Below are 23,889 nucleotides of genomic sequence, written 5' to 3' on the forward strand. Positions count from 1 at the left end.
CCCGACTGTGGCCGTGCATCCTTCGAGACGCGCTACGCGCTCCTCAGGATGACGGGATTGAGATCGTAGCTTCCCCTACCCCACGATCGTGTTGAAGACGCGGCGCACCTCGCTTTGGGTCTCGCGCAGGCGGGCTTCCAGTGCGGAGAAGTCCGGCGTGTCCCCGGCCCGCGCCATCACGCGCAGTAGGTCTTCGCCCGCGCTCTCCGGATTGAACTTGCCGGTGACGCAGAGCCGCAGGATCTGCGTCAGGTCATGATAGAGCCGCGCCGCGGAGCGCAGGATCTCCGCCTCGGACTGGCCGAGCAGGCCGAGCTTGGCGGCATTGTCGAGCACCTGCAGCGTCGAGACACTGAGGATTTCCGGCTTCACCGCGGCATGCGCGAGCTGGAGATATTGCGCGATGAAATCGATGTCGACGAGCCCGCCGGCGGCGAGCTTGAGATCCCAGACGTCGTCCTCGCCCTTCTCCAGCGCGATCGCGCGCCGCATGTCGGCAACGTCGGCCGCGGTCGACGCCGCATCGCGCGGCCGGGTCAGCACGCTGCGGATGATCGCTTCGATCTTCTCGCGGAATTCCGGCGACGATGAGATCACGCGGGCGCGCGTCAGCGCCATGTGCTCCCAGGTCCACGCCTCGCGCTCCTGGTAGTCGGAGAACGAATCGATCCGCGAGGCGACCGGGCCGGCGCGCCCCGACGGGCGCAGCCGCATGTCGACCTCATAGAGCACGCCGTAATTGGTCCGGGTCGTGAAGGCGCTGATCAGGCGCTGGGTGAAGCGGGCAAAATACTGCGCGCCATGCAGCGAGCGCTCGCCGTCGGAGTCCGGCGCCTCGCTATCGAAATCGTACAGCAGGATCAAATCGAGGTCGGAGGACGCCGTCATCTCGCGGCTGCCGAGCCGCCCCATCGCGACGATCGCGGTCTCCTGCCCATTGATCCGACCATATTGCGCGGCGAACTGGTCGGTGACGAGGCCGTGCACGGTGTGGACGATCCCCTCGGCCACATCGGCAAAGGCGGTGCTGGCGTGCTGCGCCGATACCGTGCCGGACAGGATCCGCGTGCCGATCAGGAACAGGCTCTCCTGGCCGAACAATCTCAGACGATCGAGAAAATCCTCGTAGGACGACGCATCCTGCAGCGTGGCGGCCAGCCGCTCCGACAGTTCCTTCTTGTCCGGCATCGCGCCGAAGAAGCGCGGATCGACCAGGCCGTCCATGATCTGCGGCTGCCGCGCCAGCATGTCGCCGAGCCGCGGTGCCGCGCCGAGGATCAGCGCCACCAGCGCGACGAAGTCGCGGTTCTGGCTGAGCAGCGAGATCAGCCGGCCGCCCCGCTGCAGCGCGCCGAGGAAACGGTCAAACGCCGCCACCGCATCGTCAGGCTCCTCGGCATGCGCGAGGCCGTCGATCAGGCCGGGAATGAATTCCAGGAACGCGGCGCGCGTCGCCTCGACGCGCAGCGCGCGATAGTCGCCCTCGATCCATTGCTGCACGGTGCCGGCAACCGCAATGGGCTTCTTGAAGCCGAGATTGGCGAGATGTTCGATCAGGCGGGCGTCCTCAGGTCCGGCGCCGTAGTCGATATCCGGCAGCTTTGCGGTGCCGGTCGGATCGTCGCCCTCGAACAGCTTGCCATAGTGGTTCTGCACGATCTTGAGCTGGCCGAGCAGGTCTCTGGCGAAGGCCTCGCGATTTTCGTAGCCGAAGAAATGCGCAAAGCGCTCGACATCCTCAGGCGCTTCGGGCAGCGAATGGGTCTGCTCGTCGGCGATCATCTGCAGCCGGTGCTCGACCCGGCGCAGGAATTCATAGGCCGTCGTCAATTCGTCGCGCGCTTCAAAGGTGATCCAGTTGCTGTTGGCGAGCACGTTGAGCGCCTCCAGCGTCGGCCGCACCCGCAACTCCGGATGGCGGCCGCCAGCGATCAGCTGCTGGGTCTGGGCGAAGAACTCGATCTCGCGGATGCCGCCGCGGCCGACCTTGACGTTATGGCCCTCGACCGAGATCTCGCTCTGGCCGCGATAGGTCTGCATCTGCCGCTTCATGTCGTGGACATCGGCAAGCGCGGCAAAATCCAGATGCTTGCGCCAGACAAAGGGCGCGAGCTCGGCGATCAGCGCCTCGCCGGCCTTGGGATCGCCGGCGCAGGGCCGCGCCTTGATCATCGCAGCACGCTCCCAGGTGCGTCCCTCGCGTTCGTAATAATGCAACGCCGCGTCGGTCGAGATCGCGACCTGGGTCGAGGCCGGGTCCGGACGCAGCCTGAGATCGACCCGGAACACATAGCCGTCGCCCGAGCGCTGCTGTAGCATCCGCGCCATCGCCTGGGTGACGCGCACGAAGAACGGCTGCGGCTCGATGTCCTCGGCGAGCGAGGTGGCCGCGCGATCGAAGAACACGATCAGGTCGATGTCGCTGGAATAGTTCAGCTCGCCGGCCCCCATCTTGCCCATCGCGAGCACAATCAGGCCCGAACCTGCTTCGGGGTGATCGGGATCGGCCGCGGTCATCCGGCCGCGGGCCACTTCCTGCCGGAACAGATATCGCAGCGCCGATTGCACCGAATTCACCGCGACGTCGGTCAGCGCCGCCGTCACCCGCATCACCGGCCAGACGCCGCCGATGTCGCACAGCGCGATCATCAGCGCGGCCTCCGCCTTCATGCGGCGAAGCAGAACCATCACGTCGGCCTCGCTGCCGGCGGCGAGCACCTCGCGCGACGTCGTCTCGATCAGATTGGCCAGATGCGACTCCGGGTCGCATGACAGGATCCGGATCAGCCGCGCGGCGTCGGCACGCGCGAGCTCGAACAGGTAGGGCGAGAACTCGGCGATGCCGCGCAGGATGTCGCGTGCGAACGGATGTTCAAGCAGCGCATTGAGCGCGGCCAATTGCGCCGGCTCGAGCTCGGCGAACCAGTCGGTCAGGCGCTGATCGGCGGATGTGGGCGCGGCGACACGCGGTCCGTCCGCGAACCGCGCGGCCAGACCATGTCGATCCGCGTTTCCCGGCGCGGCGGCATTCATGCCGCCTTCTGTGGCACATCCTGCGTTTGAGCCGCAAGCCTGTCACTGCCGCCCGCCCGCGCGGGCAGCACCAGGGTGGCGACCAGCCCCGGATGGGCATCGCCGAGCCTGAGCTCGCCGCCATGAAGCGTGGCGACCGCCGAGGCCAGGCTGAGGCCGAGACCGGAACCGGGTAAGGTCCGGCTCGCCTCGAGCCGGACGAAACGCTCGACCGCGTGCTTGCGGTCGGCCTCGGGAATGCCCGGACCGTGGTCGGTGACGCTGAGCAGGACCTGGTCGCCCTCGCGCCGCGCCTCGATCAGGATCTCCCGCGCATCCGCATTGAGCGGCTGTACGCTCACGTCGGGCTTGCCGTATTTGATGGCATTCTCGACCAGGTTGGCGACCGCCTGGCTGATCAATTCGCGGTTGCCGTGAATCGGCGCCGGCACGGTCTTCACCTGCAGCGTCATGCCGTCGTCCTCGGCCAGCGGCTCGTACAGTTCGTGGATGCCGTTGGCGACATCGGCACCGTCGAAATCGTCCATGTTGCCGCGCGCCTGGCCGGACTCGGCACGCGCAATCATCAACAGGGCGTTGAAGGTGCGGATCAGCCCGTCGGATTCCTCGATGGTCCGCTCCAGCGCCGCGCGATAGTCGGCCTCGCAGCCCGACCGCGCCAGCGCCTCCTCGGCGCGGTTGCGCAGCCGCGTCAGCGGCGTCTTGAGGTCATGGGCGATGTTGTCGGAGACCTCCTTCAGCCCCGTCATCAGCGCCTCGATGCGCTCGAGCATGGCATTGAGATTTTCCGCCAGGCGATCGAGCTCGTCGCCGCTGCGGCCGACCGGCAGCCGGCCGGACAGATCGCCCGCCATGATGCGCTTGGTGGTTCCGGTCATGGCGTCGATCCGGTGCAGCACGCGGCGGGCGACGAAGATACCGCCGCCGATGCCGAGCACGACGACGACGAGGATCGACCATTGCGCGGCCTTGGCGACGATGCCGAACAGCCGCCGCCGTTCCTCGAGGTCGCGCCCGACCAGCAGGCGGAAGCCGTTGTCCATCTGGGTGACCCGCACCAGCGCGCGGTGATCGGTCTTGTCCTGGTCGTCGAGCCGGCGATAGGCGGTCTCGGTCCAGCCCTGCGTGCTCATCACGCCCGGCGCCAGCGCGCCGACATTGCCGGCAAGCATCTGCCCGTTCGGCGCCGTCACCAGATAGAGGTTGGCGCCCGGCCGCAGCGCACGATTGCCCATGGTGCCCAGCAGGCCGCGCAGGCCGCGGCGGTTGTAGATATCGGTGATCTCGCTGATCTCGACATTGACCGTCGTCGTGATCTGCTCGGTGATCAGCCGCCGCGTGTTCCATGCGAAGTAAGCCAGCAGCGAGGCGGCGAACAGCGCGAACAGGAACAGGTAGACCAGCGTCAGCCGAAACGCCGTGGTCCGGATCAGTTTACCGAATGCCGTCACGGATCATATACCCCGCGCCGCGGATGGTATGCAGCAGCGGCCGCTCAAAACCCTTGTCGATCTTGGAGCGCAGCCGCGAGATGTGAACGTCGATGACGTTGGTCTGCGGATCGAAATGATAATCCCAGACATTCTCGAGCAGCATGGTGCGCGTCACCACCTGCCCGGCATGCTTCATGAGATATTCGAGCAGGCGGAACTCGCGCGGCTGCAAGGTAAGCTCGTCCTTGCCGCGGGCGACGCGATGGGACAGCCGATCGAGCTCGAGGTCGCCGACCCGGTACGTCGTCTCCTCGGCCGGGCCGACATTGCGCCGCGACAGCACCTCGACGCGCGCGAGCAGCTCGGCGAAGGAATAGGGTTTCGGCAGGTAGTCGTCGCCGCCGGCGCGCAGGCCCTTGATGCGGTCATCGACCTGGCCGAGCGCCGAGAGGATGAGTACCGGCGTCCGGTTGCCCTTGTCGCGCAGGCTGCCGATCAGCGACAGGCCGTCACGCTTCGGCAGCATGCGATCCACAACCAGCACGTCGTAGTCGCCGGACTCGGCCATCGACAGCCCTTCCTCGCCATCGGAGGCGAGATCGGCGATATAGCCGACTTCGCGGAATGCCTTGACCAGATAGTCGGCTGACTCACGGTCGTCTTCGATGATCAGGATGCGCATTTGCGGAGCGATTGCGGTCACGGGAATTGGCCCTCTGTCAGCATGACGCGGCCGGCCTGCACATGCAAGACGACCGCGCATATTCTCGATTGCTTGAAAAAAGTGGGCGGTGAAGCTGGGGGACCTCACCGCCCTGAGACCTTCCGACAGAGGGGGGCATATTCCATCGAAAGGCAACGTAGGGAGCGAGCAAGGGGCCCGCCCCCCGGAAAGCGCCGTCGGCGGGGGCGACTGATGCCGGCGACGCCTTCCAACTCATAGATAGTTATCCCTTCGCCAGCGGCACTGCCACAAAGCGCGACGAACCGCCGCTCTTCACGCGCATGAGAACGCTGTTCTTGCTGTCATTGCGCGCCGCGGTGATCGCATCCCGCACTTCACCGGCGGTGCCGACGGACTTGCCGGCGACCTCGAGGATCACGTCGCCTTCCTTGAAGCCCCGCTCAGCGGCAGCACTCTTGGGATCGACTTCGGTCACGACCACGCCATCCTTGCCGGCGCCGGCCACGCTGTTGGCGGGCGCGACGGTGAGGCCGAGCTTCGGCACGTCGGTGCCGCGGGACGAGTTGCCCTTGTCGCTCTTGTCGGTGTCCGCCTTGGCTTCCAGGTTGTTCGGCAGCTGGCCGAGCGTGAGGTTGACGGTCTTGTCCTGACCCTTGTGCAGTACGTTCAGCTTCACGGCGTTGCCGGGCGCGAGGCCACCGATGGTGCGGGCGAGTTCGCGCGCATCCTTCACCGGCTCGCCATTGACGGCGGTGATGACGTCACCGGATTCGATGCCGGCCTTGGCCGCGGGGCCGTTGGCCTGCGGTTCGGCAACCAGCGCGCCTTCGGCCTTCTTCATGCCGAGGCTGTCGGCGATGTCGGAGGTCACCGGCTGGATCTGGACGCCGATCCAGCCACGGCTGACCGCGCCCTTGTCCTTCAACTGGGCGACGACGCTCTTGACGGTCTGGGCCGGGATCGAGAACGCGATGCCGACGCTGCCGCCGGACGGCGAGTAGATCGCCGTGTTGACGCCCATCACCTCACCGGACACGTCGAACGCCGGGCCACCCGAATTGCCCTTGTTCACGGGCGCATCGATCTGGATGAAATCGTCATACGGGCCGTTGCCGATGTCGCGGCCGGAGGCCGAGACGATGCCCGCGGTCACGGTGCCGCCGAGGCCGAACGGATTGCCGACCGCCAGCACCCAGTCGCCGATGCGCGGCTTGGTTTCGGAAAGCTTGGCAAACTGGAAGTTGGAGCCGCCCTCGACCTTGATCAGCGCGAGGTCGGTGCGCGGATCGGTGCCGATCACCTTGGCGGAATAGGTCTTGCCGTCGTCGGTGGTGACTTCGACCTTGTCGGCGCCGTCAACGACGTGATTGTTGGTCACGGCAAAGCCGTCAGCCGAGATGAAGAAGCCGGAGCCCTGGCCCGTCACCACGCCACCGCCACGCGGTCCACCGCGCAGACCCGGGGGCAAGCCATCCGGACCGCCGAAGCGGCGGAAGAAGCGCTCCATCGGCGAACCCGGCTGGAACGGCGAATCGTCATTGTTGTTGCTGTCATCCTTCGCGACCTTCTCGCGAATGTTGACCTTGACCGAGATCACCGACGGTTTCACGCGCTCGACGATGTCGGCAAATCCGACCGGCTGCTGAACCTTCTTGACCTCGTTATTGACCTGCGCATGCGCGGGCGTCGTGAACAGGTCGGCGGGGTTGTGCGAGGGGCTGAAGCCATAGGTGGCGGCACCGAGGCCGGCCACGACCGACGCCATCAGCGCGAGTTTGCGGGCAGAGAACAGCGAGCGCTTCGGCGCCTTGTAGGACGGAAGGGTCGAGAGGTCGGGACGGTCGGTCATGTCTTGAAATCTCCAGGGCCAGAATCATTGGTGCCGGGGGCGAGCACCTGATGGGTCTGAACATGGGGTCATCAGCCTTACGGCGCGCTGGCTGCGGAATTAAACTTTTGTAATCGAGGCGGCCGCCGCTGCGGCAGAATAGCGCAGGTAAGTAAAGGACTTAAAAGGGAACTAAAGCGGCTTGTCCGGCGCGGATTCCGCCGCCAGCAGCCGTTCCAAGCGCGCCTGCTCGTCGGACGTCAGTCCGGCGGCGGAATCGCCCCCGCCCGCGGCCGGATTTGCCTTGCGCCGGCCGAGGCGCCAGAGCGCAAAGCCGCCCAGCAGCAACGCCAGCGGCGGGGTCAGCCACAGCAGCAGCGTGTGCTCGTTGAGGCGCGGCTTCAGCAGCACGAATTCGCCGTAGCGCGCCACCAGGAAATCGATCACCTGGCCGTCGCTGTCGCCGGCCGAGATGCGTTCACGCACCAAGAGACGGAGATCGCGCGCCAGCGGCGCCTCCGAATCGTCGATCGACTGGTTCTGGCAGACCATGCAGCGCAGCTCCTTGGAGAGCTCGCGCGCCCTCGCCTCCTTGGCCGGATCCGCCATGACCTCGTCGGGCAGCACCGCCCGTGCGGGCATCGCCCCGAGCATCAGGGCCGCCGCAAGCACGGCGGCTGCAAGCGCGCGCGACCGCATCACTCGGCCGCCTGCAATGCGCGCGCCGCTTTCGCTGGCTTCGGCGCGCCGACCCGCAAGCGGCGGTCGGACAGCGACAGCAGACCACCGAACGCCATCAGCACCGGGCCCCACCAGATCATCAGCACCAGCGGCTTGTGATAGATGCGCACCGCGATCGCGCCATCGGCCGAGGTATCGCCGAGCGAGATGTAGAGCTGGCTGGCGCCGCGCGTCATCAGCGCGGCCTCGGTCGTCGAGGCGCCGCGGGTCGTGAAGTTGCGCTTCGACGGCGTCATCACGCTGACCTTCTCGCCGTCACGCGTCACGGTGAATTGCGCGACCATCTCGCGGAAGTTCGGACCCTGCCGTGGGTTCAGGCCGTCGAGCCGCAACTGGTAGCCGGCGACACGGGCGACGTCGTCCGGCTTCATCGCGCCGATATATTCGCTGTTCCAGGTGGTTTCGCAGACGATCCCGATCAGCGCGACGCCGAGACCGGCATGCGCGAAGGCGGTCCCCCAGGTCGCGCGCGGCAAGCCGCGCGCACGGCGCAACGAGAGCGACAGCGGAATCCGGAACAGCGCGATGCGCTCGGCGAGATCGCACAGCGCGCCCATGATCACGAACACCGCCAGCCCGATCGCGAGCGGCGCCAAGGTCGCGCCGCCATAGGTCCACGCCAGCACCAGCGCCATCGCAACCAGCGCGACGATGCCGGCCACCATCAGCCGCTGCGCCGCGCCGAGCAGGTCGCCGCGCTTCCAGGCCAGCAGCGGCCCGAACGGCACCGCGAGCAGCAGCGGCACGAACAGCGGCGCGAAGGTGAAATTGAAGAACGGCGCGCCGACCGAGATCTTTTCGCCGGTCAGCACCTCTAGCGCCAGCGGATACAGCGTGCCGATGAACACGGTCGCGCAGGCGGTGGTGAGCAGCAGATTGTTGAGCACCAGCGCGCCTTCGCGCGAGATCGGCGCGAACAGCCCGCCCTGCTTCAGCGCCGGCGCACGCCAGGCATACAGCGACAGGCTGCCGCCGATGAAGACGAGCAGGATCAGCAGGATGAACACGCCGCGTGTCGGATCGGTGGCGAACGCGTGGACCGAGGTCAGCACGCCGGAGCGCACCAGGAAGGTGCCGAGCAACGACAGCGAGAAAGTCAGGATCGACAGCAGGACGGTCCAGACCTTCAGCGCGTTGCGCTTCTCCATCACCAGCGCCGAATGCAGCAGCGCGGTGCCGGCAAGCCACGGCATCAGCGAGGCGTTCTCGACCGGATCCCAGAACCACCAGCCGCCCCAGCCGAGTTCGTAATAGGCCCAATAGGAGCCCATGGCGATGCCGAGCGTCAGGAAAATCCACGCCATCAGCGTCCACGGCCGCACCCAGCGCGCCCAGGCGGCGTCGATCCGTCCCTCGAGCAGCGCCGCCACCGCGAACGAGAACGAGATCGAGAAGCCGACATAACCGAGATAGAGCATCGGCGGATGCACGGCGAGGCCGATATCCTGCAGCACCGGATTGAGGTCGCGTCCCTCCAGCGGCGGATTGGCGATGCGCAGGAACGGGTTCGAGGTGATCAGGATGAACAGATAGAACGCGCTGGCGACCCAGGCCTGCACCGCCAGCACATGCGCACGCAGCGACAGCGGCAGATTGTTGCCGAAGGCAGCGACGAGGCCGCCGAACAGCGCCAGGATCGACACCCACAGCAGCATCGATCCTTCATGGTTTCCCCACACGCCGGTGATCTTGTAGAGCAGCGGCTTCAGCGAATGCGAATTCTCGTAGACATTGGCGACCGAGAAATCCGAGGTGACGTGCAGCGTCACCAGCGCCGCGAACGACGCCGCAACGAACAGCAATTGGGCGAGCGCGGTCGAGCGCGCGACGTTCATCAGCGCCGCATCGCGCCAGCGCGCGCCGACGATCGGCACGATGGACTGGATCAACGCGAGCCCAAGCGCGAGCACCAGGGCGTAATGTCCACTTTCGGCAATCACTGCACGGCTCCCTGGGTCGGCGCCGCGGAGGCACTCGGCGTATTGCCTGATTTGGCACCGTAATCGTCCTTCCAGTGGCCCTGCTTCTTCAAGGCGTCGGCGACGTCCTTCGGCATGTAGGTCTCGTCATGCTTGGCGAGCACGGTGTCGGCGCGGAACACGCCGCTGGCGTCGAGCGCGCCTTCGGCAACCACGCCCTGCCCCTCGCGGAACAGATCCGGCAGGATGCCCTTGTAGGCGACCGGCAGCGTCGCGCCGCCGTCACCAACGGTGAAGGTCACGGCGAGATTGTCGCCGCGCTTCAGCGAGCCCTGCTCCACCAGGCCGCCGAGGCGGAAACGCTTGCCCGGACCAAGATGCTTTTCGGCGACCATCGACGGCGTCGAGAAGAACACGATGGAATCGCGCAGCGCGTTCAGCACCAGGCCCGCGGCGATCGCGAGCACGACGAGCGCGCAGCCGATCAGTGTCAAACGCCGTTGCTTCCTGGTCATCGTCCATCCTTGCGCATGACGTTCTCCGCACTTTTCGGCGTCATGCGTTATCCATCCAGCCCGAGATTCTTCAGCCCCTCATTGAGCTGACGCAACCGGTCCGCATCGTTGGCGACTGCCTGACGGGCATCCGCGAGCGCGCTCATCGCCTTGTCGCGCTCGCCCATCACGAGATAGGCGCGGACCAGCCGCAGCCAGCCCTCGACATCGTCGCCATTGGTCTTCAGCCGCGTCGCCAGCCGATCGACCATGCCTTGGATCATGGTGCCGCGATCGGCCTCGCTCATGTCCCTGGCCGCAGCCACCGCACTGTCCGGCAGCGCCGGTGCGCTCACGCCACCGGGTGCGCTGACGCCGCCGGGCACGCTTCCGCCCACCCGCACCAGCGCGGCCTGCACCAGCGGCCGCCACGGCGCGTCCGCCGGCGCCTTCGCCAGCATCTTCTGCCAGAGCGCAGCGGCATCAGCCTTGCGGCCGTCCTGCTCGGCGGCGAGACCGAGGAAATAGTTCGCCTTTGCATCGTCGCCGTTCAGCGCGACCGCGCGCTCGAATTCCGCCTTGGCGTCCGCGGTGACGACGCCGCCGGCAGTCCCCATCAGCGCCTCGCCGAGGTCGGCGCGGCGATCGGCGCTGTCGCCGGCATAGGTGATGGCGTTGCGATAGGCGCGGACGGCATCATCGTAGCGGCCGAGGCGCGACAGCACCGGCGCCAGCACCGTCCAGCCGCGCCCGTCGGTCGGGTTCTTTTCGAGATGCGCCTCGACCTGCGCGACCAGATTGGCGAGCGGCTGGTTGGCGTCGGCCACTCGGCCGCGCTCGGCGAGCGGGAAGTCACCAAGGCGCGGCGAGCCGAGCGCGAGATAGAAGCTCGAGGCAATCACCGGCAATCCGACCAGGCCGACGATCGCGGCAGTGCGCCGCAGATTGAGGTTGCCTTGCACCGGGGTCTCACGTCCGCCCTGATCGGCGGCGGCCAGCAGCCGGCGGCTGATCTCGACCCGTGCGGCATCGGCCTCGGCGGCACCGATGATGCCGGCGGCCATGTCGCGGTCGATTTCGGCGAGCTGGTCGCGGTAGACCACGACCTCGCTGCCGCCGGTATCCGCGCGCCCGCGGCGGCTGAGCGGCCACAGCACGGCAAAGATCGCCGCGACCGTCATCAGCGCGAACACAAACCACAGCGTCATCAAGCGGTTCCCGGATGGAACGGCGACTTCCGGCAAGCCGCCTTAGAATCGCTTTACACTACCGGCAGCGAGCCCGGCAATTGACAATTGCTGGATCGGCGGAACGTCGAAATCAGGCGGTTTCCGGTGCCGTTCCGGCGGTATTGCAACGGTGTTTCCGGGCGAGGGCGCGCACGACCAAAATATCGAAAACAACCCCATGCAAGGGAGCAGGCTTCCAACAGCGCTCGATTGACGGTTGACACGTCGGGCAAATCAGTGCCACACTTCCATTATTCCGAAATTGCGCAATGCTGATGGTCCCGCCTTGGCGGGCTCGTCGGCTTGTCGTCGAACATGCTCGCGAATTGCGCGATCTCGCTACCCCGCGCGCGACGACTTGCGCTCGCCGGTCACGGCGTTTTCGGCGGCCCGGTTCATCAGGGAGGCGTAGTCGTGGCCGAACAGCACCTCGCAGAAGCGGATCGCGGCCTTGACCTGCTGCTGGCGGAACGCCCGGACCCGGGCGTCGCCGCCGCGCAGCGACTGCACCAGCCCTTCGGTCGACTGCTCGACATAATGTTGCAGGTCGGAGAAAGTCCGCAGCGTCACCTCGTTGATGGCGAGCTCGCTGGCATAGGTGCGGCACACCGCGACGAAATCGATCAGCGCCGCGGCATCCTCGACCTCGGTCGCATCGATCTTGGCCCCTGCCGTAATGTCCTTGTCGGCGCGCTGGCGCAGGATGCGGCGGACCCGGCCCGGCACGCTGTCGATCTCCGATTGCAGCGCGTTGGAAGTATCGGCGCGGACCGAGGTGAGCTGGCGGCCCCAGGTGGAATCGTTGCGCAGATCGAGCTCGGTGCGCAGGCCGCGGACGCCGTCATGCAGGGTCTTGAGCTGCTCGCCGACATAATCGAAATGCCCGCGCCTGATGTCGGTGCGCAGGCAGGCCGCGACGAACGACAAATCATGCAGCGCGATGGTGACCGCGATGCCGTAAGGCGTCGCCGCAACCCGCAGTTCGTCGTCGGAGGCCGCCATCTTGATGGCGAGACGGATGATCTGCCATGGCGCGGCGAGCCGCTGCGCAATCAATGACAGCGCAAACGGCAGCAGTTGCGGCGTCTGCAACGACGGCAGCTTGAGCGCCTCCATCGCGGAGGCGATCTGGGAATCGGCAAACACCCGGATCTGGCTCGGCAGCCGGCTTCCCAGGGTTTCCAGCGCTTCGCGGGCCTGCAGAACGAGGCCGATCGGCAGCAGGTCCTCGACCACGTTTGGCGGGCCGACCCGCGACAGCGCGCGCTGGCGGTCGTCCTGGCTCGGCGCCGCGATCTTGAGGATGGCGTCCGCGGCGGCAAGCTGGAACTTGCGCGCGGCGGCCTCCATCGGACCGCTCTCCGTGGCCGCGGCCAACGCCGCCTCGAACGCGCGAGCCGCTTCGGGCGCGCCCTCGCGGGCCAGCCATTGCCAGATCGGCAGCAGCGAGGCGCGCCGGATCTGGCCCGCTCGCGTCGGGAAATTGGTCTCGGCGAGGAACGGCTCGAGCGGCCGGAACAGGAGCCGCGCCGGGTCGTCGCTGCGCGGCTGGATCTGCTCGTCCTCCTCGGCCCCGCGCACGATCTTGCGCAGCTGCTCGAGGACCAGATTGGCGACGGCGACGTCATCGCCGCGTTCGACGGCGCGCTCCAGCTCACGCATCAGCAGCGCCTGCGATTGCGGCGGAAGCTGCGCGAGATAATCCCTCAGCCGCTCGGTCGATTTCTGGCTCATGCCCGGTCGTGAAAGCTTGGTGCCCGGCAAGCGCCGCAGCCCGTCCGCCCGCAATGATAGCGGCGGGCGCGTTAAGAAGCCGTTTAGGAAGAATGACGGCGCCGAGCCTCCCAAGGCCGACTAGAGCGAGATGAGTTTAGGTCGGATGGCGACCGCGGCGGCGCTGCGCTCCCTCGCCCCGTTCTTACGGGGAGAGGGTTGGGGTGAGGGGCCGCCTCCGCGTATCGGGTGATAGCTGCGTTTACGGAGACTCCCCCTCACCCGGAACGCATCTAACGATGCGTTCCGACCTCTCCCCGCGCGCGGGGCGAGGTGAAGCGGAATCTGCCGCTCGATTCAGAGTAAAGTCATCTTGCACTACACCGCCGGCAGCGTGAGCTCGGCGCGCAGGCCGCCGATCGGCGCGTTGTTCAGGGTGAGATTGCCGCCATAGAGGCCGGCGAGATCGGTCACGATCGACAGGCCGAGCCCGGAGCCCGGTTTCGACTCGTCGAGCCGCTGGCCGCGCCGCGACACCTGGGCACGCTCGGCTTCCGACAGGCCGCGCCCGTCGTCGTCGACCACAATGCGCAGCCTCGGCCCGGCGCCCGAGGCCTCGGGCGGGACCACGGTCACCTCGACGAACACCTGCGAAGCCGCCCATTTGCAGGCGTTGTCGACAAGATTGCCGACCATCTCCTCGAGGTCCTGCCGCTCGCCGCGAAACCGTGCCGCCGGATCGGCCTTCGCCTCGATCGAAAGGTCGCGATCGCGATGGATCTTCTCCATGGTCCGGCGCAGCGCCTCGATCACAGGTGCGACGTCGGTGATGGTGCTGACGATGGTGGCACGGGCGGCGATCCGCGCCCGCTCCAGATGGTGCGCGACCTGATCCCTCATCAGATCGGCCTGCTCCAGCACCTTGCTGGCGAAAGGATCGGCGGTATGGGCGGCCGCCTCGTTCACGATCACCGAAAGCGGCGTCTTGATCGCATGGGCGAGATTGCCGACATGGGTGCGCGAGCGCTCAACGATCTCCCGGTTGGCATCGATCAGCGCATTGGTCTCGCGCGCCAGCGGTGCGATCTCGACCGGAAACCGGCCTTCCAGCCGCTCGGCGCGGCCGGAGCGGATGTCGGCGATCGCATCCGAGATTCGCTTGAGCGGCGCGAGACCGTAGCGCACCTGGAAGATCGTGGTCAGCAGCAGCACGATGCCGAGCGCGGCGAAGGTGCCGCCGAGATAATAGTCGAAGCTGCGCGTCTCATCGAAGATCTCGGTGGCATCGCCGGCGACGCTGACCAGGAACTTGCCGTCGGCGCCGAGATCGACCGGCCGCTCCACCACGCGCAGGCTCTGGCCTTCGGGCCCGTCGACATAGCCGAGCCGGACCCCGGCAGCGGTCAGCTCGGCGCCGTGCTCCTCGAGCTTGGGCAATTTCTTGTCCCACAGCGAGCGCGAGGCGCGGGTCTCGCCCTTTTCGGTATCGGTCCGGGTGATCTGCCAGTACCAGCCCGACAATGGCAGGTCGAACAGCGGCTCGCCCAGCGACTGGAACTGGCGGTCCGCCGGCTCGTCCGGCGTCGCCACCTCGGCGATCAGGGTGCGCAGATAGAGATTGAGCCGGCGGTCGAAGGCGCGCTCGGTCGCGTCGCGATAGACCGACGACAGGATGACGCCCGTGATCGCCAGGATCACCACCACCCAGGCGGTCGCCGAGACGAACAGGCGTGTCGCGAGCGAGCTGCCGCCCATCAGGGCACGAGCTCGAACATCGCGTCAGCGGGCCGCGACAAGGCGAGTTCAGACATGGCGAATCCAGTCCTCCTGGCGCGGATCATGCCAATGCCCGCATCGCGATCAAGCACCTTAAGAGCATGATCCGATTGAATAGGACATGCTCTTATCCCATTGTTTGGTCCGCGCTTTCTTCACGCGAACGAACCGGCATCCACTTCGCTCGAAAATGCTTCAAGAGCATGATCTCCGCGCAAACGCTTCGCGTTTGTCGCAGGGAAAACCGCTGCGCACTTTTCCGGATCATGCTCTAGGTCGGCGGCGAAAGCATGTAGCCGAGGCCGCGCACGGTCTGGATGATATCGACTTCCAGCTTCTTGCGAATGCGCCCGACGAACACCTCGATCGTGTTGGAGTCGCGGTCGAAGTCCTGGTCGTAGAGATGCTCGACCAGTTCGGTGCGCGAGACCACCCGCCCGGTGTGGTGCATCAGATAGTCGAGCAGATTGTACTCGTGCGAGGTCAGCTTGATCGGATTGCCGTTGACGGTGACCCGCTTGGTCCGGGTGTTCAGCGCCACCGGCCCGCAGTTCAGTTCGACCTGGGCATGCCCGGTCGCGCGGCGCAGCAGCGCGCGGATCCGCGCCAGCACCTCCTCGAGGTGGAAGGGCTTGGCGACATAGTCGTCGGCGCCGGCGTCGAAGCCCTGAACCTTGTCGCTCCAGCGATCTCGTGCGGTGAGGATCAGCACCGGCATCACCCGCTTGTTCCGCCGCCAGGCCTCGAGCACCGAGATACCGTCCATTTTCGGCAGGCCGATATCCAGCACCACCGCGTCGTACGGCTCGCTATCACCAAGGAAATGCCCCTCCTCGCCGTCGAACGCGCGATCGACCACATAGCCGGCGTCCGTCAGCGCGGTGGTGAGCTGGCGGTTTAGATCCGGATCATCCTCAACGACGAGCAGACGCACTTTGGCCTCCGAGAGTGAGCATTACGACATTCCGGCACCAAATGAGGCTTCCCGCCGTGAACGGCTTATGAATGGACCCGCAAGGCGCCGCTAATTTTTTCGTCAGGTGCACCATCCGGGGAACCCGCGCAAGCACCCCTGGTTCCCTCCATGAGATGCGCGCGAAGTGAGATTGGGTTTCAGTTTAGGGTATTATAATACCATAAACTTGAAAGCAATTGTTGCTGGCAACCTTCCGGCGGACTGGAGCGCGGACAACATGTCGGGTCATTTGCAGCCGACCGGCAAGTTAACCTTCGACGACCATTTTCATGTCGCTGACACCGGCGATGCGCTAATTCAACGGCGGCGCGCCCAGCGCATATGGACCGGGAAGAACGCGTTGCTTGTTTCAAAGATACGGAGGTTCGGCGTGATTGCAGGCTGGCTTGCGCTTGCGCTCATCGCCTTCGTGACACTGTCCCCGATCCAGGACCGTCCCTCGCTATTCCATCCGCAGATCGAGCATTTCGCGGCGTTCGCCGTGATGGCGCTGGCCTTCGTGCTGGGCTACCCGCGGCGCACCGCGCTGATCGTGCTCCTTGTCATCTTCAGCGCGTTCACGCTCGAAGCAATGCAATTCCTGACACCGGATCGTCACGGCCGCCTGATCGATGCGATCGTCAAGGTGGCGGGGGGTCTCGCCGGCATCGGCGTCGGTCGCTTCATGCTGCTCGTGCTGCGTAACCAGCTCGGCCGGCTGAGGTCGGGCGTGGAGCAGTCCGCGAACTGAGCGGCCGGCGCATTGCGCTCAATCGCGCTTCGGCGCTTCCGCCGACTTCGTGTCGTCTTGCGCCATGCATTGCTGAAAGAAATGCAGCCGATCGCCATTCATCGGCACGGCCCCCGGTCGCTTGTAGGGGTAGACCATGTAGGCCGCGCGCAGGCAGCGCTTTGCGGTCTCGGCATCGGGTGCGGCGACGGCGGCACGCGATGCCAGCAGGAGCGCCAGCACGACGCTGAGCCGGACGGACACCCCGCTCACGGTTTCTCGCATTCCGAGTAGAACACACCATTTGCGGCCGCCAGCCGCTGCAGGCAATGCCGCTTGTCGGTGACCGCGCCCTCGACCGTGAAATCGTAGGCCTGCGCCTTCAGGATCAGCGCGTAGCGTCCCGGCGGCAGCGGCGCGTCGTCGCGCGGCAGGATCTCGAACATCTGCGGATCGTCCTTGAGCGGCGCCGCGCGGAACGGGATCGAGATGTTGCGGATCACCCAGCTGTCGTCGCCCGGCGAGACCACCGGCTTGCCGGTCGCGTCGAACGTGGTCTGCTGGCTCACATGAGCGATCAGACGTACATCGATCGGATCGGAGGCGCCGCCGGCACCCTCGCGCCGGAACACAATGAAGCGGAGATGTTCGTCCGGCAGCGTGGTCTCGCTCGGCCTGGTGATCGCCGCCGAGATCGCCACCCGCGGATCCGGCGCACGCCCCTGGATCAGCTGCAACTCGTAGAGCTTGCCGCCGCTCTCGGCGTAGACGCCATAGGCGGTCGGCAATGGCCGTCTTGGCGCCGGCGGCTCGGCCGCAGCGGCCGGCGCCGGGACGGCCGCGACCACGGCCGGCCTTTGGGTTTCAGGCGGCGCCGATGCCAGCGTGCCGGCAATCATCGCGCGGGCCGCGGCCAATGACACGCCGCGTTGCTGCAGCAGGACAACGGCCGCGATCAGCCCGAAGAACGCCAGCATGACAACGTAACGCAGCGGCGCCGACGACGACCATCGCGGACCGCGCGCCACCGCGGCAGGCTCGACGCGATCGAGCGTCGTGACAAAGGCCGGCTCGGCATCGATCCGGGGCGGTGCCTCGATCCGCCGCGCAGCGCCCGCCGCCTCGAGGAATGCGGGCAGCGCCCGCGCCGGCGGCACCTCGAATTTCTCGATCACATTGCTCTTGGTGTGCGCTTCGACGCCTTCGATCGCCACTTCCAGCGCCTGCATCAGACGCTGCTTTTCCGCCGGATCCTCGTGCGCGAGCTGCTGCAGCTTCTGCCGCGCGAGCTCGTAGACCGCGCTGCGCAGCTGCTGCGGGTCGGCGCTCACGGAATCGATGGTTCGTGCCAGCACCAGCGCGAACTCCACCTCGGGGTGCGCAGGACCGATGTCCCTGACCGTTCTCTGGGCCGGCGTCGGCGTCATAAATGTTAGTCTGGTTTGCCCATAATGTTACAACATTCTATGTGGATTTTACTGTTAACACAAACCACCAGGCCGGCAGATGACGCCCCGGTTTGACCGTCCCGATCCGAGCAGCAGCAGGATTCATTGACCCGTTCTCTGCCCATCCTGGACCAGTGGTTGTTCGCGCCCAAGCGGGACCGCCGATCCTGGCCGGACGTCCTGCTCCTCGCGGGATGGGTCGCGCTGGTCGGCTTCCAGATCGGCCGTCACGTGATGTGGCGCGACGAGGTCCGGGCGCTCACCATTGCCCTGAACGGCGACGATCCGGTCGCCATGCTGAGAGGGTTGCATGGCGAGGGCCACCCTGCCCTTTGGTACCTTCTGCTGCGCGGCACGCATGCCGTATTCGACCAGGTCGAGGTGCTGCCCGCCGTCGCCTTCGTGGTCGGGCTCATCACGGTCGCGTTGCTGATCTTCCGGTCACCATTCCCACGACCGCTGGTCCTGCTGCTGATCACGGGCCATGCGCTGTTGTTTGAATATGTCGTGATGGCCAGGAATTACGGCATCTCGGCCCTGTTCCTGTTCGCGATCGCGGCCTGCTATCGGGCTCACCGCGACCGTGGTCTGGTGCTCGGCGCGCTGCTGTTCCTGCTCGCCAACACCAACGTCGTCGGCGCGATCATGGCCGGCGCATTCCTGCTGTTCTGGCTGCTCGACCTGCTCGAGATCCGAGAGAGCCGTGACTGGCGCTGGTCGCCGCAACTCACCAATTTCGCGATCAATGCAACGATCGCGACGATTGGCGTCGTGATCTGCGCGGCGACGATGTTGCCGACCTATAATGACGCCGCGGCCCGGGACTGGTCGCACGAGTCACCACTCGCGGCGGCAATCCTTGCGCTGGTGAACCCCGGCGCGACGTCGCTGGGCGCGCTGTTTGCCAATCTGCTGCCGGGGATCGCGGGATCGGTGCTGCTGTTCGGCGCGACGCTCGGGCTCTTGCCGCGGCGACCGGCCTTTCTCGCCGCCATCGCCGCCCTGTTGCTGACGTCGTTGTTCTTCGCCGTCGCCGCCAACGGTGCCTACCGACATGCCGCGGTCTGGCTGAGCTTCCTGATCGCGCTTTACTGGATCGGCTGGAGCCGGCTCACCGCGCCATCCGGCTCTCGCGCATGGCTCGACCGGCGCCTGCCGGCGATCGGACGCGGGTCGCTGCTGCTGGTGCTCGCGATCCAGACCGCCGCCGGCATCAACGATCTGCGCAACGCAGTGACCGGCGTGGTCGCGAGCCGCAGCGCCGATCTCGGCCGCCTGATCGCCTCGCGCGCCGATCTCACCAATGCAGTGATCCTCAGCGAGCCGGAATGGCTGGTCGAGGCGCTGCCCTACTACGTCAAGAACCGGACCTATCTCGCGCGCGACCACAAATTCGGCAGCGTCGTGATCTTCTCGCGCAAGGGCAAGATGGACAGCGATCTCGGCGAGACCCTGCGCCTCGCCCGCGAGCTTCGCGACACGACCCGTGCGCCCGTCATCATCCTGCTGGCCTACCGGCTCGACGAGATCACGCCCGACCGGATCTACGACGAAGGCAAGGACTGGCGGACGTTCCGTGCCTCAGCGGCGCAGATCCGCGATTTCCGCGAAGCGACCACGATGCTCCGCCGCTTCGGCCCCGCCAAGACCGACGAGAGTTTCGACGTCTACCTCCTCAACTAGGCGATCGATCAACGACGACAGAAAAAGGACCGCGCGATGGCGCTGATGGACAGCAAGGTCGAAGCCGGCAAGCCGCCGGCCGCAAGCATCCGGCAGTATCTCGCCATCCTGCGGCTCGATCACAGCACCAAGCACATCTTCATCGTTCCCGGGATTGTCCTTGCCTGGCTGTTGCGCGGCCCGAGAGGCGAGCATATCGCAAGCGCTATCGTCCTCGGCCTTGTGGCCGCGATCTGCATCGCGTCGGCCAATTATGTGATCAATGAATGGTTCGACCGCGACTTCGACCGGCATCACCCGACCAAATCGCAGCGCTCCGCGGTGCAGAGCGCGATGGACGGCAAGATCATCGGGCTAGAGTGGCTGCTGCTGGTCGCGCTCGGCCTCGTCTGCGCATCTGCGAGCAGCCGCCTGATGCTGTTCGCAACCGGCATCTTCGCCGTGCAGGGCATCGTCTACAATGTCCCGCCGCTCCGGAGCAAGGACAAGGCCTATTTCGACGTCATCTCGGAATCCGTCAACAATCCGCTGCGGCTGTTGATCGGCTGGGCGATGATCGATCCGACCTCCCTGCCGCCGGGCTCGGTGATCCTGTGCTACTGGTTTGGCGGCGCGTTCCTGATGGCGGCCAAGCGGCTGTCCGAATATCGCGAGATTGCCGCGTCCCATGGCAAGGAGCTTCTGGCGCGCTACCGCGCGAGCTTCGCGCACTATACCGAGGTGTCGCTAACGGCCTCGTGCCTCAGCTATTCGCTGTTCTCGGTGTTCTTCCTCTCGGTGTTCCTGGTGAAGTACCGTATCGAGTATGTCCTGGCGATGCCGCTGGTGGTGATGCTGTTCACCACCTACTTCTCGATGTCGACGTCGCCGGGGTCGTCGGCGCAGAAGCCCGAGAAGCTCTATGGCGAGCGCGGCCTGATGCTGCTCGTGCTGGCGCTGGTCGCCGTCTTCCTGGTGGCAAGCCTTGTCGACATGCCGTTCCTCGCGCGGCTGGCCGAACAGCACTACATCACATTGAACTGAGGTTCTCGCGGCGCAATCGTTATTTGAGCATGATCTCCGCGCAAACGCGTTCCGCGTTTGTCGCGAGGGAAAACCGCTTCGCACTTTGCGCTAACGCGACCCTCCGGGTCCGGATCATGCTCTACCGCCGGCGCGGATGTGCCTTCTGATGCCAGGCCCAGGCCGAGCGAATGATGTAGCCGAGATCGGACCGGCTGGCCTTGAAGCCGAGGCCGCGCTCCGACCTGGAGGGATCGGCCACCAGGATCGGCGGATCGCCGGCCCGGCGCTCGCGCACCACGCTCGGCACCGCTTCACCGGTCTCGGCCCGGATCGCATCGAGCACCTGGCGCACCGAATAGCCGGTGCCGGTGCCGAGATTGAACACGCCGCCGGCGTCGCTCTTCAGCAGCAGCTCGAGCGCCGCGATATGGGCGCTGGCGAGATCATCGACATGGATGTAGTCGCGCACCGCGGTGCCATCAGGCGTGTCATAGTCTTCGCCGAAGATCGCAAAGTCCGGCACGTGCCCCAGCAGCGCCATCAGCGCGCGCGGAATCAAATGCGTCTCGGGATCGCGGAGTTCGCCGATGGTGACGGAGGCGTCGGCGCCGCAGGCATTGAAATAGCGCAGGCAGACCGAGTTGAATTGATAGGCCGCGCGGTAGTCGGCCAGGATCTGCTCGATCATGAATTTGGAGCGGCCGTAGGGATTGACGGTCGGACCTGCGGCACTCTCGGGAATTGGATCGCGTCCGGCGTTGCCGTAGACCGCGCCGGTGCTGGAAAACACCAGGCGGTCGCAGCCCGCCTCCCGCATGCCGCGCAGCAGGCCGAGCGTGCCGGCAACGTTGTTGGTGAAATACTTCTGCGGATCCGCCACGGACTCGCCGACCGCACTGAACGCCGCGAAATGCATCGCGGCGAGCGCATTGTGCTCGCGGACGGTGGCGGCGATCCTGTCGTGGTCGGCGACGTCGCCGAGCACGAGCGGCCCCCATCGCACGAAATCACGGTGACCGGTGGACAAATTGTCGTAGACGACCGGCAGAAACCCGGCCTCGGCAACCGCCTTGGCGCAATGGGACCCGATATATCCCGCGCCACCCGTGATCAGGATCGAACCCCTGCCCGCCATTGAAAGTGTTGTCCCTGCGCGAACCAATCCCGCGCCTCAACAGGCGCAGTGATCGCATCGGTACGACATTCCGTCTGGGGCGGCAAAATGACGATGGGAATAGCGTTAAGACCGAACGGATTTGCAGCCGAAGCGACGGTCAGCGCGACCCCAGCGGCACGTTGGTCCGTTGACCGACCGGCGGCCCGTGCCGCGACGCTCTGCCATAGGGGTAAGCCGGTGTTGCCGGCGGGACCGGCTGGGTCGCCTGCGGCCGCGATGTCGGAACACCACCGCCTGGTCCATCGATCGAATAGCGCGTTGTGCCCTGCGTGGTCTGCCCGGTGCCCTGTGCAAGCACCGGCGTGGCTAGGGCGACGACCAGCGCCGCTGTTGTGACAAGGCCGGCCAGCTTCATGTCGATGCCTCGATGGGTTGAACCGGGGTCAACCGTCGATGCCTCCAATCGTTCCGGCAATGTCGCCGCGGCGCGCTGGCGATCGTCGCTGCTACGAAAAATGGCGCGGCGAAATGTCTCGCTGCGCCATTTTCGAACGATGGGGCTCGTTCAGAAATTCAGGCGCCGGCCTGCGCGACGCCAGCCCAGTGGTCGGGGTTCGCGGGGGTCTGCATCCTGACCCAACGATAACGCGCCTGCGACCAGCTGCGGATCTGCGCATTCAGATTGTCGAGCACGATGTCTCCACCCTTGGCGCGGACCACCAGCACGAGATGATGCTCACCGGAGGAGGTCACAACCTCGCTCAGCAGAAGGTCGCGCATCGGCCAGCCGCGCGCCAGCAGCTCGTGGCGCTTGCTGACCGCGTAGTCGTTGCAATCGCCGCGCGCCGGATTGATCAACCATTCCTCGCCGGCAAGGCCGCGTTCGTTGCGCTGTGGCACGATGCTGCGATTGACCGAAGCGTTGACCTCGATCAGGTCGGCGATGCGTTGCTTGGTCAGGCGTGTGGCGCCGCCGCGGAACACCATCCGGGCGCGGGCTTTCGGCTTGCACTCGTCGGCATAGCGCATACAGAACATGGTGTAGGCCATCGGGGCCAGCGTCGGCTCGCTGAAGCGGATCTTCTCGATCACGCCACGCAGCGGCAGCGGGAAGCCGACCATCCCAGCCTGGGTGTTCTGTGCGCTTGTCCCGAGCGCAAGGACGGCCAGAACCAGGGCCATCACTCTCTTGACGTTGTACATTCTTCACTCCCCACAGTGACGGGAAGCATGTACGGGAAATGTCTTGAGCTTGGGCTCAAGCGCGCGGTGGCATTTGTTTCAAATGCGAGGGTGCGCGCGAGCAGTCCGTTAACCAAGCCTCTTCTGCGGGGCGCCGCCGTCAGATCAAGAGCCGGTTGCGGCCCGAAATCTCTCGTTCCCATGCCGGCATGGTTGGCCTGTCGTGAAGCCGCCGGCGCGCTCTGTTAAATCGCCACCCGCTGCCTGGGCGCGATCCCGCACCAGCTCATCACGAGATCGGCGAGCATCTTGATCTCGAGATCCGCGGGTGTGCCGCCGGCGAAATCGGCGACCGATTGCCCCAAGGCGACGGCGCGAACATAGGCCGAGCGACTGCCGATCATCGGCCCGATCTCCTCGTCGAGCGTATCGAGCTCCTCGATCAGCTGCTGGCCTTCGAGCGTGCGCTGGTCGACGCGATTGGGCACGATCATGGCACGAAGCGCCGTTCGCCGCGTGGCACGCACTTCCCGCACGATGTCGAGCGTCCGCGCGGTGGCCTCGATGTCAAGGCCGGACGGCGTGCACGGCATCAGCACGATATTGGCGACCGCGAGCACGGCTCCCAGCACCCGATCGTTCGGCGCGGAGTCCACCACGATGATCTGATGCGGGATCTGGCGCATCAGCTTGGCCCATTCGGCGACCGGCCGGGTTTCCGGATCAAGCTGGTAGACGGGGAACGACAGATTGCCGGGCTCGGCCCAGTGACACGCGGACGCCTGCGAGTCGGCGTCGACCAGTCCGACCACGCCCGTGCGCCGATCCAGTTCTGCGGCGAGCAAGACCGCAAGGGTCGTCTTTCCGACTCCGCCCTTGCGCTGGGCAACCGAGATGACAAGCGGCATCGCAAACTCC

At 66.2% G+C, this 23,889-nt stretch carries 20 protein-coding genes; 3 read left to right on the forward strand and 17 right to left on the reverse strand.

Annotation, left to right across the window (positions count from 1 at the left end):
• Positions 1–75: 75 nt before the first annotated feature.
• The 11 genes from ACVIYL_RS39180 to ACVIYL_RS39230 form a co-directional block, all read right to left on the reverse strand.
• The gene (locus ACVIYL_RS39180) at positions 76–3,033 is read right to left on the reverse strand and encodes a bifunctional [glutamine synthetase] adenylyltransferase/[glutamine synthetase]-adenylyl-L-tyrosine phosphorylase (protein ID WP_456781077.1); all 2,958 of its coding nucleotides are present in this window, start codon (positions 3,031–3,033) and stop codon (positions 76–78) included.
• Positions 3,030–4,484 (reverse strand): sensor histidine kinase, encoded by a 1,455-nt coding sequence (locus ACVIYL_RS39185; protein WP_253609477.1) that lies wholly within the window; start codon positions 4,482–4,484, stop codon positions 3,030–3,032. Before ACVIYL_RS39185 ends, ACVIYL_RS39180 begins: the two co-directional genes overlap by 4 nt.
• Entirely contained in the window at positions 4,468–5,148 is a 681-nt protein-coding gene (locus ACVIYL_RS39190; RefSeq protein WP_028331552.1) for a response regulator transcription factor, read from the reverse strand. Before ACVIYL_RS39190 ends, ACVIYL_RS39185 begins: the two co-directional genes overlap by 17 nt.
• A gap of 265 nt (positions 5,149–5,413) precedes the next feature.
• Entirely contained in the window at positions 5,414–7,000 is a 1,587-nt protein-coding gene (locus ACVIYL_RS39195; protein WP_057020253.1) for a Do family serine endopeptidase, read from the reverse strand.
• Positions 7,001–7,171: 171 nt separating this feature from the next.
• Positions 7,172–7,678 (reverse strand): cytochrome c-type biogenesis protein, encoded by a 507-nt coding sequence (locus ACVIYL_RS39200; RefSeq protein ID WP_456781078.1) that lies wholly within the window; start codon positions 7,676–7,678, stop codon positions 7,172–7,174.
• On the reverse strand, positions 7,678–9,660 hold the full coding sequence (locus ACVIYL_RS39205; RefSeq protein WP_456781079.1) for a heme lyase CcmF/NrfE family subunit: 1,983 nt from the start codon (positions 9,658–9,660) through the stop codon (positions 7,678–7,680). Before ACVIYL_RS39205 ends, ACVIYL_RS39200 begins: the two co-directional genes overlap by 1 nt.
• Positions 9,657–10,154 carry a cytochrome c maturation protein CcmE gene (gene ccmE, locus ACVIYL_RS39210; RefSeq protein ID WP_456781080.1) on the reverse strand — a complete coding sequence of 166 codons (498 nt, stop codon included), beginning with the start codon at positions 10,152–10,154 and terminating at the stop codon, positions 9,657–9,659. The genes ACVIYL_RS39205 and ccmE overlap by 4 nt, the downstream gene beginning before the upstream one ends.
• A gap of 47 nt (positions 10,155–10,201) precedes the next feature.
• A complete protein-coding gene (gene ccmI / locus ACVIYL_RS39215; protein WP_456781081.1) occupies positions 10,202–11,341 on the reverse strand; it encodes a c-type cytochrome biogenesis protein CcmI in 1,140 nt (379 codons plus the stop codon).
• A 360-nt stretch (positions 11,342–11,701) separates the two neighbouring features.
• On the reverse strand, positions 11,702–13,096 hold the full coding sequence (locus ACVIYL_RS39220; RefSeq protein ID WP_057020248.1) for a hypothetical protein: 1,395 nt from the start codon (positions 13,094–13,096) through the stop codon (positions 11,702–11,704).
• 357 nt (positions 13,097–13,453) lie between these two features.
• Positions 13,454–14,830 carry a sensor histidine kinase gene (locus ACVIYL_RS39225; RefSeq protein ID WP_168859207.1) on the reverse strand — a complete coding sequence of 459 codons (1,377 nt, stop codon included), beginning with the start codon at positions 14,828–14,830 and terminating at the stop codon, positions 13,454–13,456.
• Between the two features lie 292 nt (positions 14,831–15,122).
• The gene (locus ACVIYL_RS39230; protein ID WP_016841655.1) at positions 15,123–15,785 is read right to left on the reverse strand and encodes a response regulator transcription factor; all 663 of its coding nucleotides are present in this window, start codon (positions 15,783–15,785) and stop codon (positions 15,123–15,125) included.
• Between the two features lie 172 nt (positions 15,786–15,957).
• Here ACVIYL_RS39230 and ACVIYL_RS39235 point away from each other — a divergent pair, with 172 nt between their 5' ends.
• A complete protein-coding gene (locus ACVIYL_RS39235; protein ID WP_456781082.1) occupies positions 15,958–16,557 on the forward strand; it encodes a VanZ family protein in 600 nt (199 codons plus the stop codon).
• 18 nt (positions 16,558–16,575) lie between these two features.
• Here the strand turns inward: ACVIYL_RS39235 and ACVIYL_RS39240 are convergent, their stop codons facing one another.
• A complete protein-coding gene (locus ACVIYL_RS39240) occupies positions 16,576–16,809 on the reverse strand; it encodes a hypothetical protein (RefSeq protein ID WP_456781083.1) in 234 nt (77 codons plus the stop codon).
• Positions 16,806–17,963: a hypothetical protein gene (locus ACVIYL_RS39245; RefSeq protein WP_456781084.1), complete on the reverse strand. Its 1,158-nt coding sequence runs from the start codon at positions 17,961–17,963 to the stop codon at positions 16,806–16,808. Before ACVIYL_RS39245 ends, ACVIYL_RS39240 begins: the two co-directional genes overlap by 4 nt.
• Positions 17,964–18,089: 126 nt before the next feature.
• Between ACVIYL_RS39245 and ACVIYL_RS39250 the strand changes: the two genes are divergently transcribed.
• Positions 18,090–19,667 (forward strand): hypothetical protein, encoded by a 1,578-nt coding sequence (locus tag ACVIYL_RS39250; protein ID WP_456781085.1) that lies wholly within the window; start codon positions 18,090–18,092, stop codon positions 19,665–19,667.
• 36 nt (positions 19,668–19,703) lie between these two features.
• Complete coding sequence (locus ACVIYL_RS39255; RefSeq protein ID WP_456781086.1) at positions 19,704–20,690, forward strand: UbiA family prenyltransferase; 987 nt, start codon at positions 19,704–19,706, stop codon at positions 20,688–20,690.
• A gap of 121 nt (positions 20,691–20,811) precedes the next feature.
• On the opposite strand, the gene galE is transcribed toward ACVIYL_RS39255, so the two are convergent.
• From galE to ACVIYL_RS39275, 4 genes are all read right to left on the reverse strand, one after another.
• Positions 20,812–21,807: a UDP-glucose 4-epimerase GalE gene (gene galE, locus ACVIYL_RS39260; RefSeq protein WP_456781087.1), complete on the reverse strand. Its 996-nt coding sequence runs from the start codon at positions 21,805–21,807 to the stop codon at positions 20,812–20,814.
• 139 nt (positions 21,808–21,946) lie between these two features.
• The gene (locus ACVIYL_RS39265; protein WP_143271190.1) at positions 21,947–22,204 is read right to left on the reverse strand and encodes a hypothetical protein; all 258 of its coding nucleotides are present in this window, start codon (positions 22,202–22,204) and stop codon (positions 21,947–21,949) included.
• 158 nt (positions 22,205–22,362) lie between these two features.
• Positions 22,363–22,992, reverse strand: coding sequence for a transglutaminase-like cysteine peptidase (locus ACVIYL_RS39270; protein ID WP_225161207.1), 630 nt, complete (start codon positions 22,990–22,992; stop codon positions 22,363–22,365).
• 224 nt (positions 22,993–23,216) lie between these two features.
• Positions 23,217–23,879 (reverse strand): ParA family protein, encoded by a 663-nt coding sequence (locus ACVIYL_RS39275; protein WP_028345280.1) that lies wholly within the window; start codon positions 23,877–23,879, stop codon positions 23,217–23,219.
• Positions 23,880–23,889 lie beyond the last annotated feature (10 nt).

Source organism: Bradyrhizobium sp. USDA 3315, assembly GCF_054056795.1.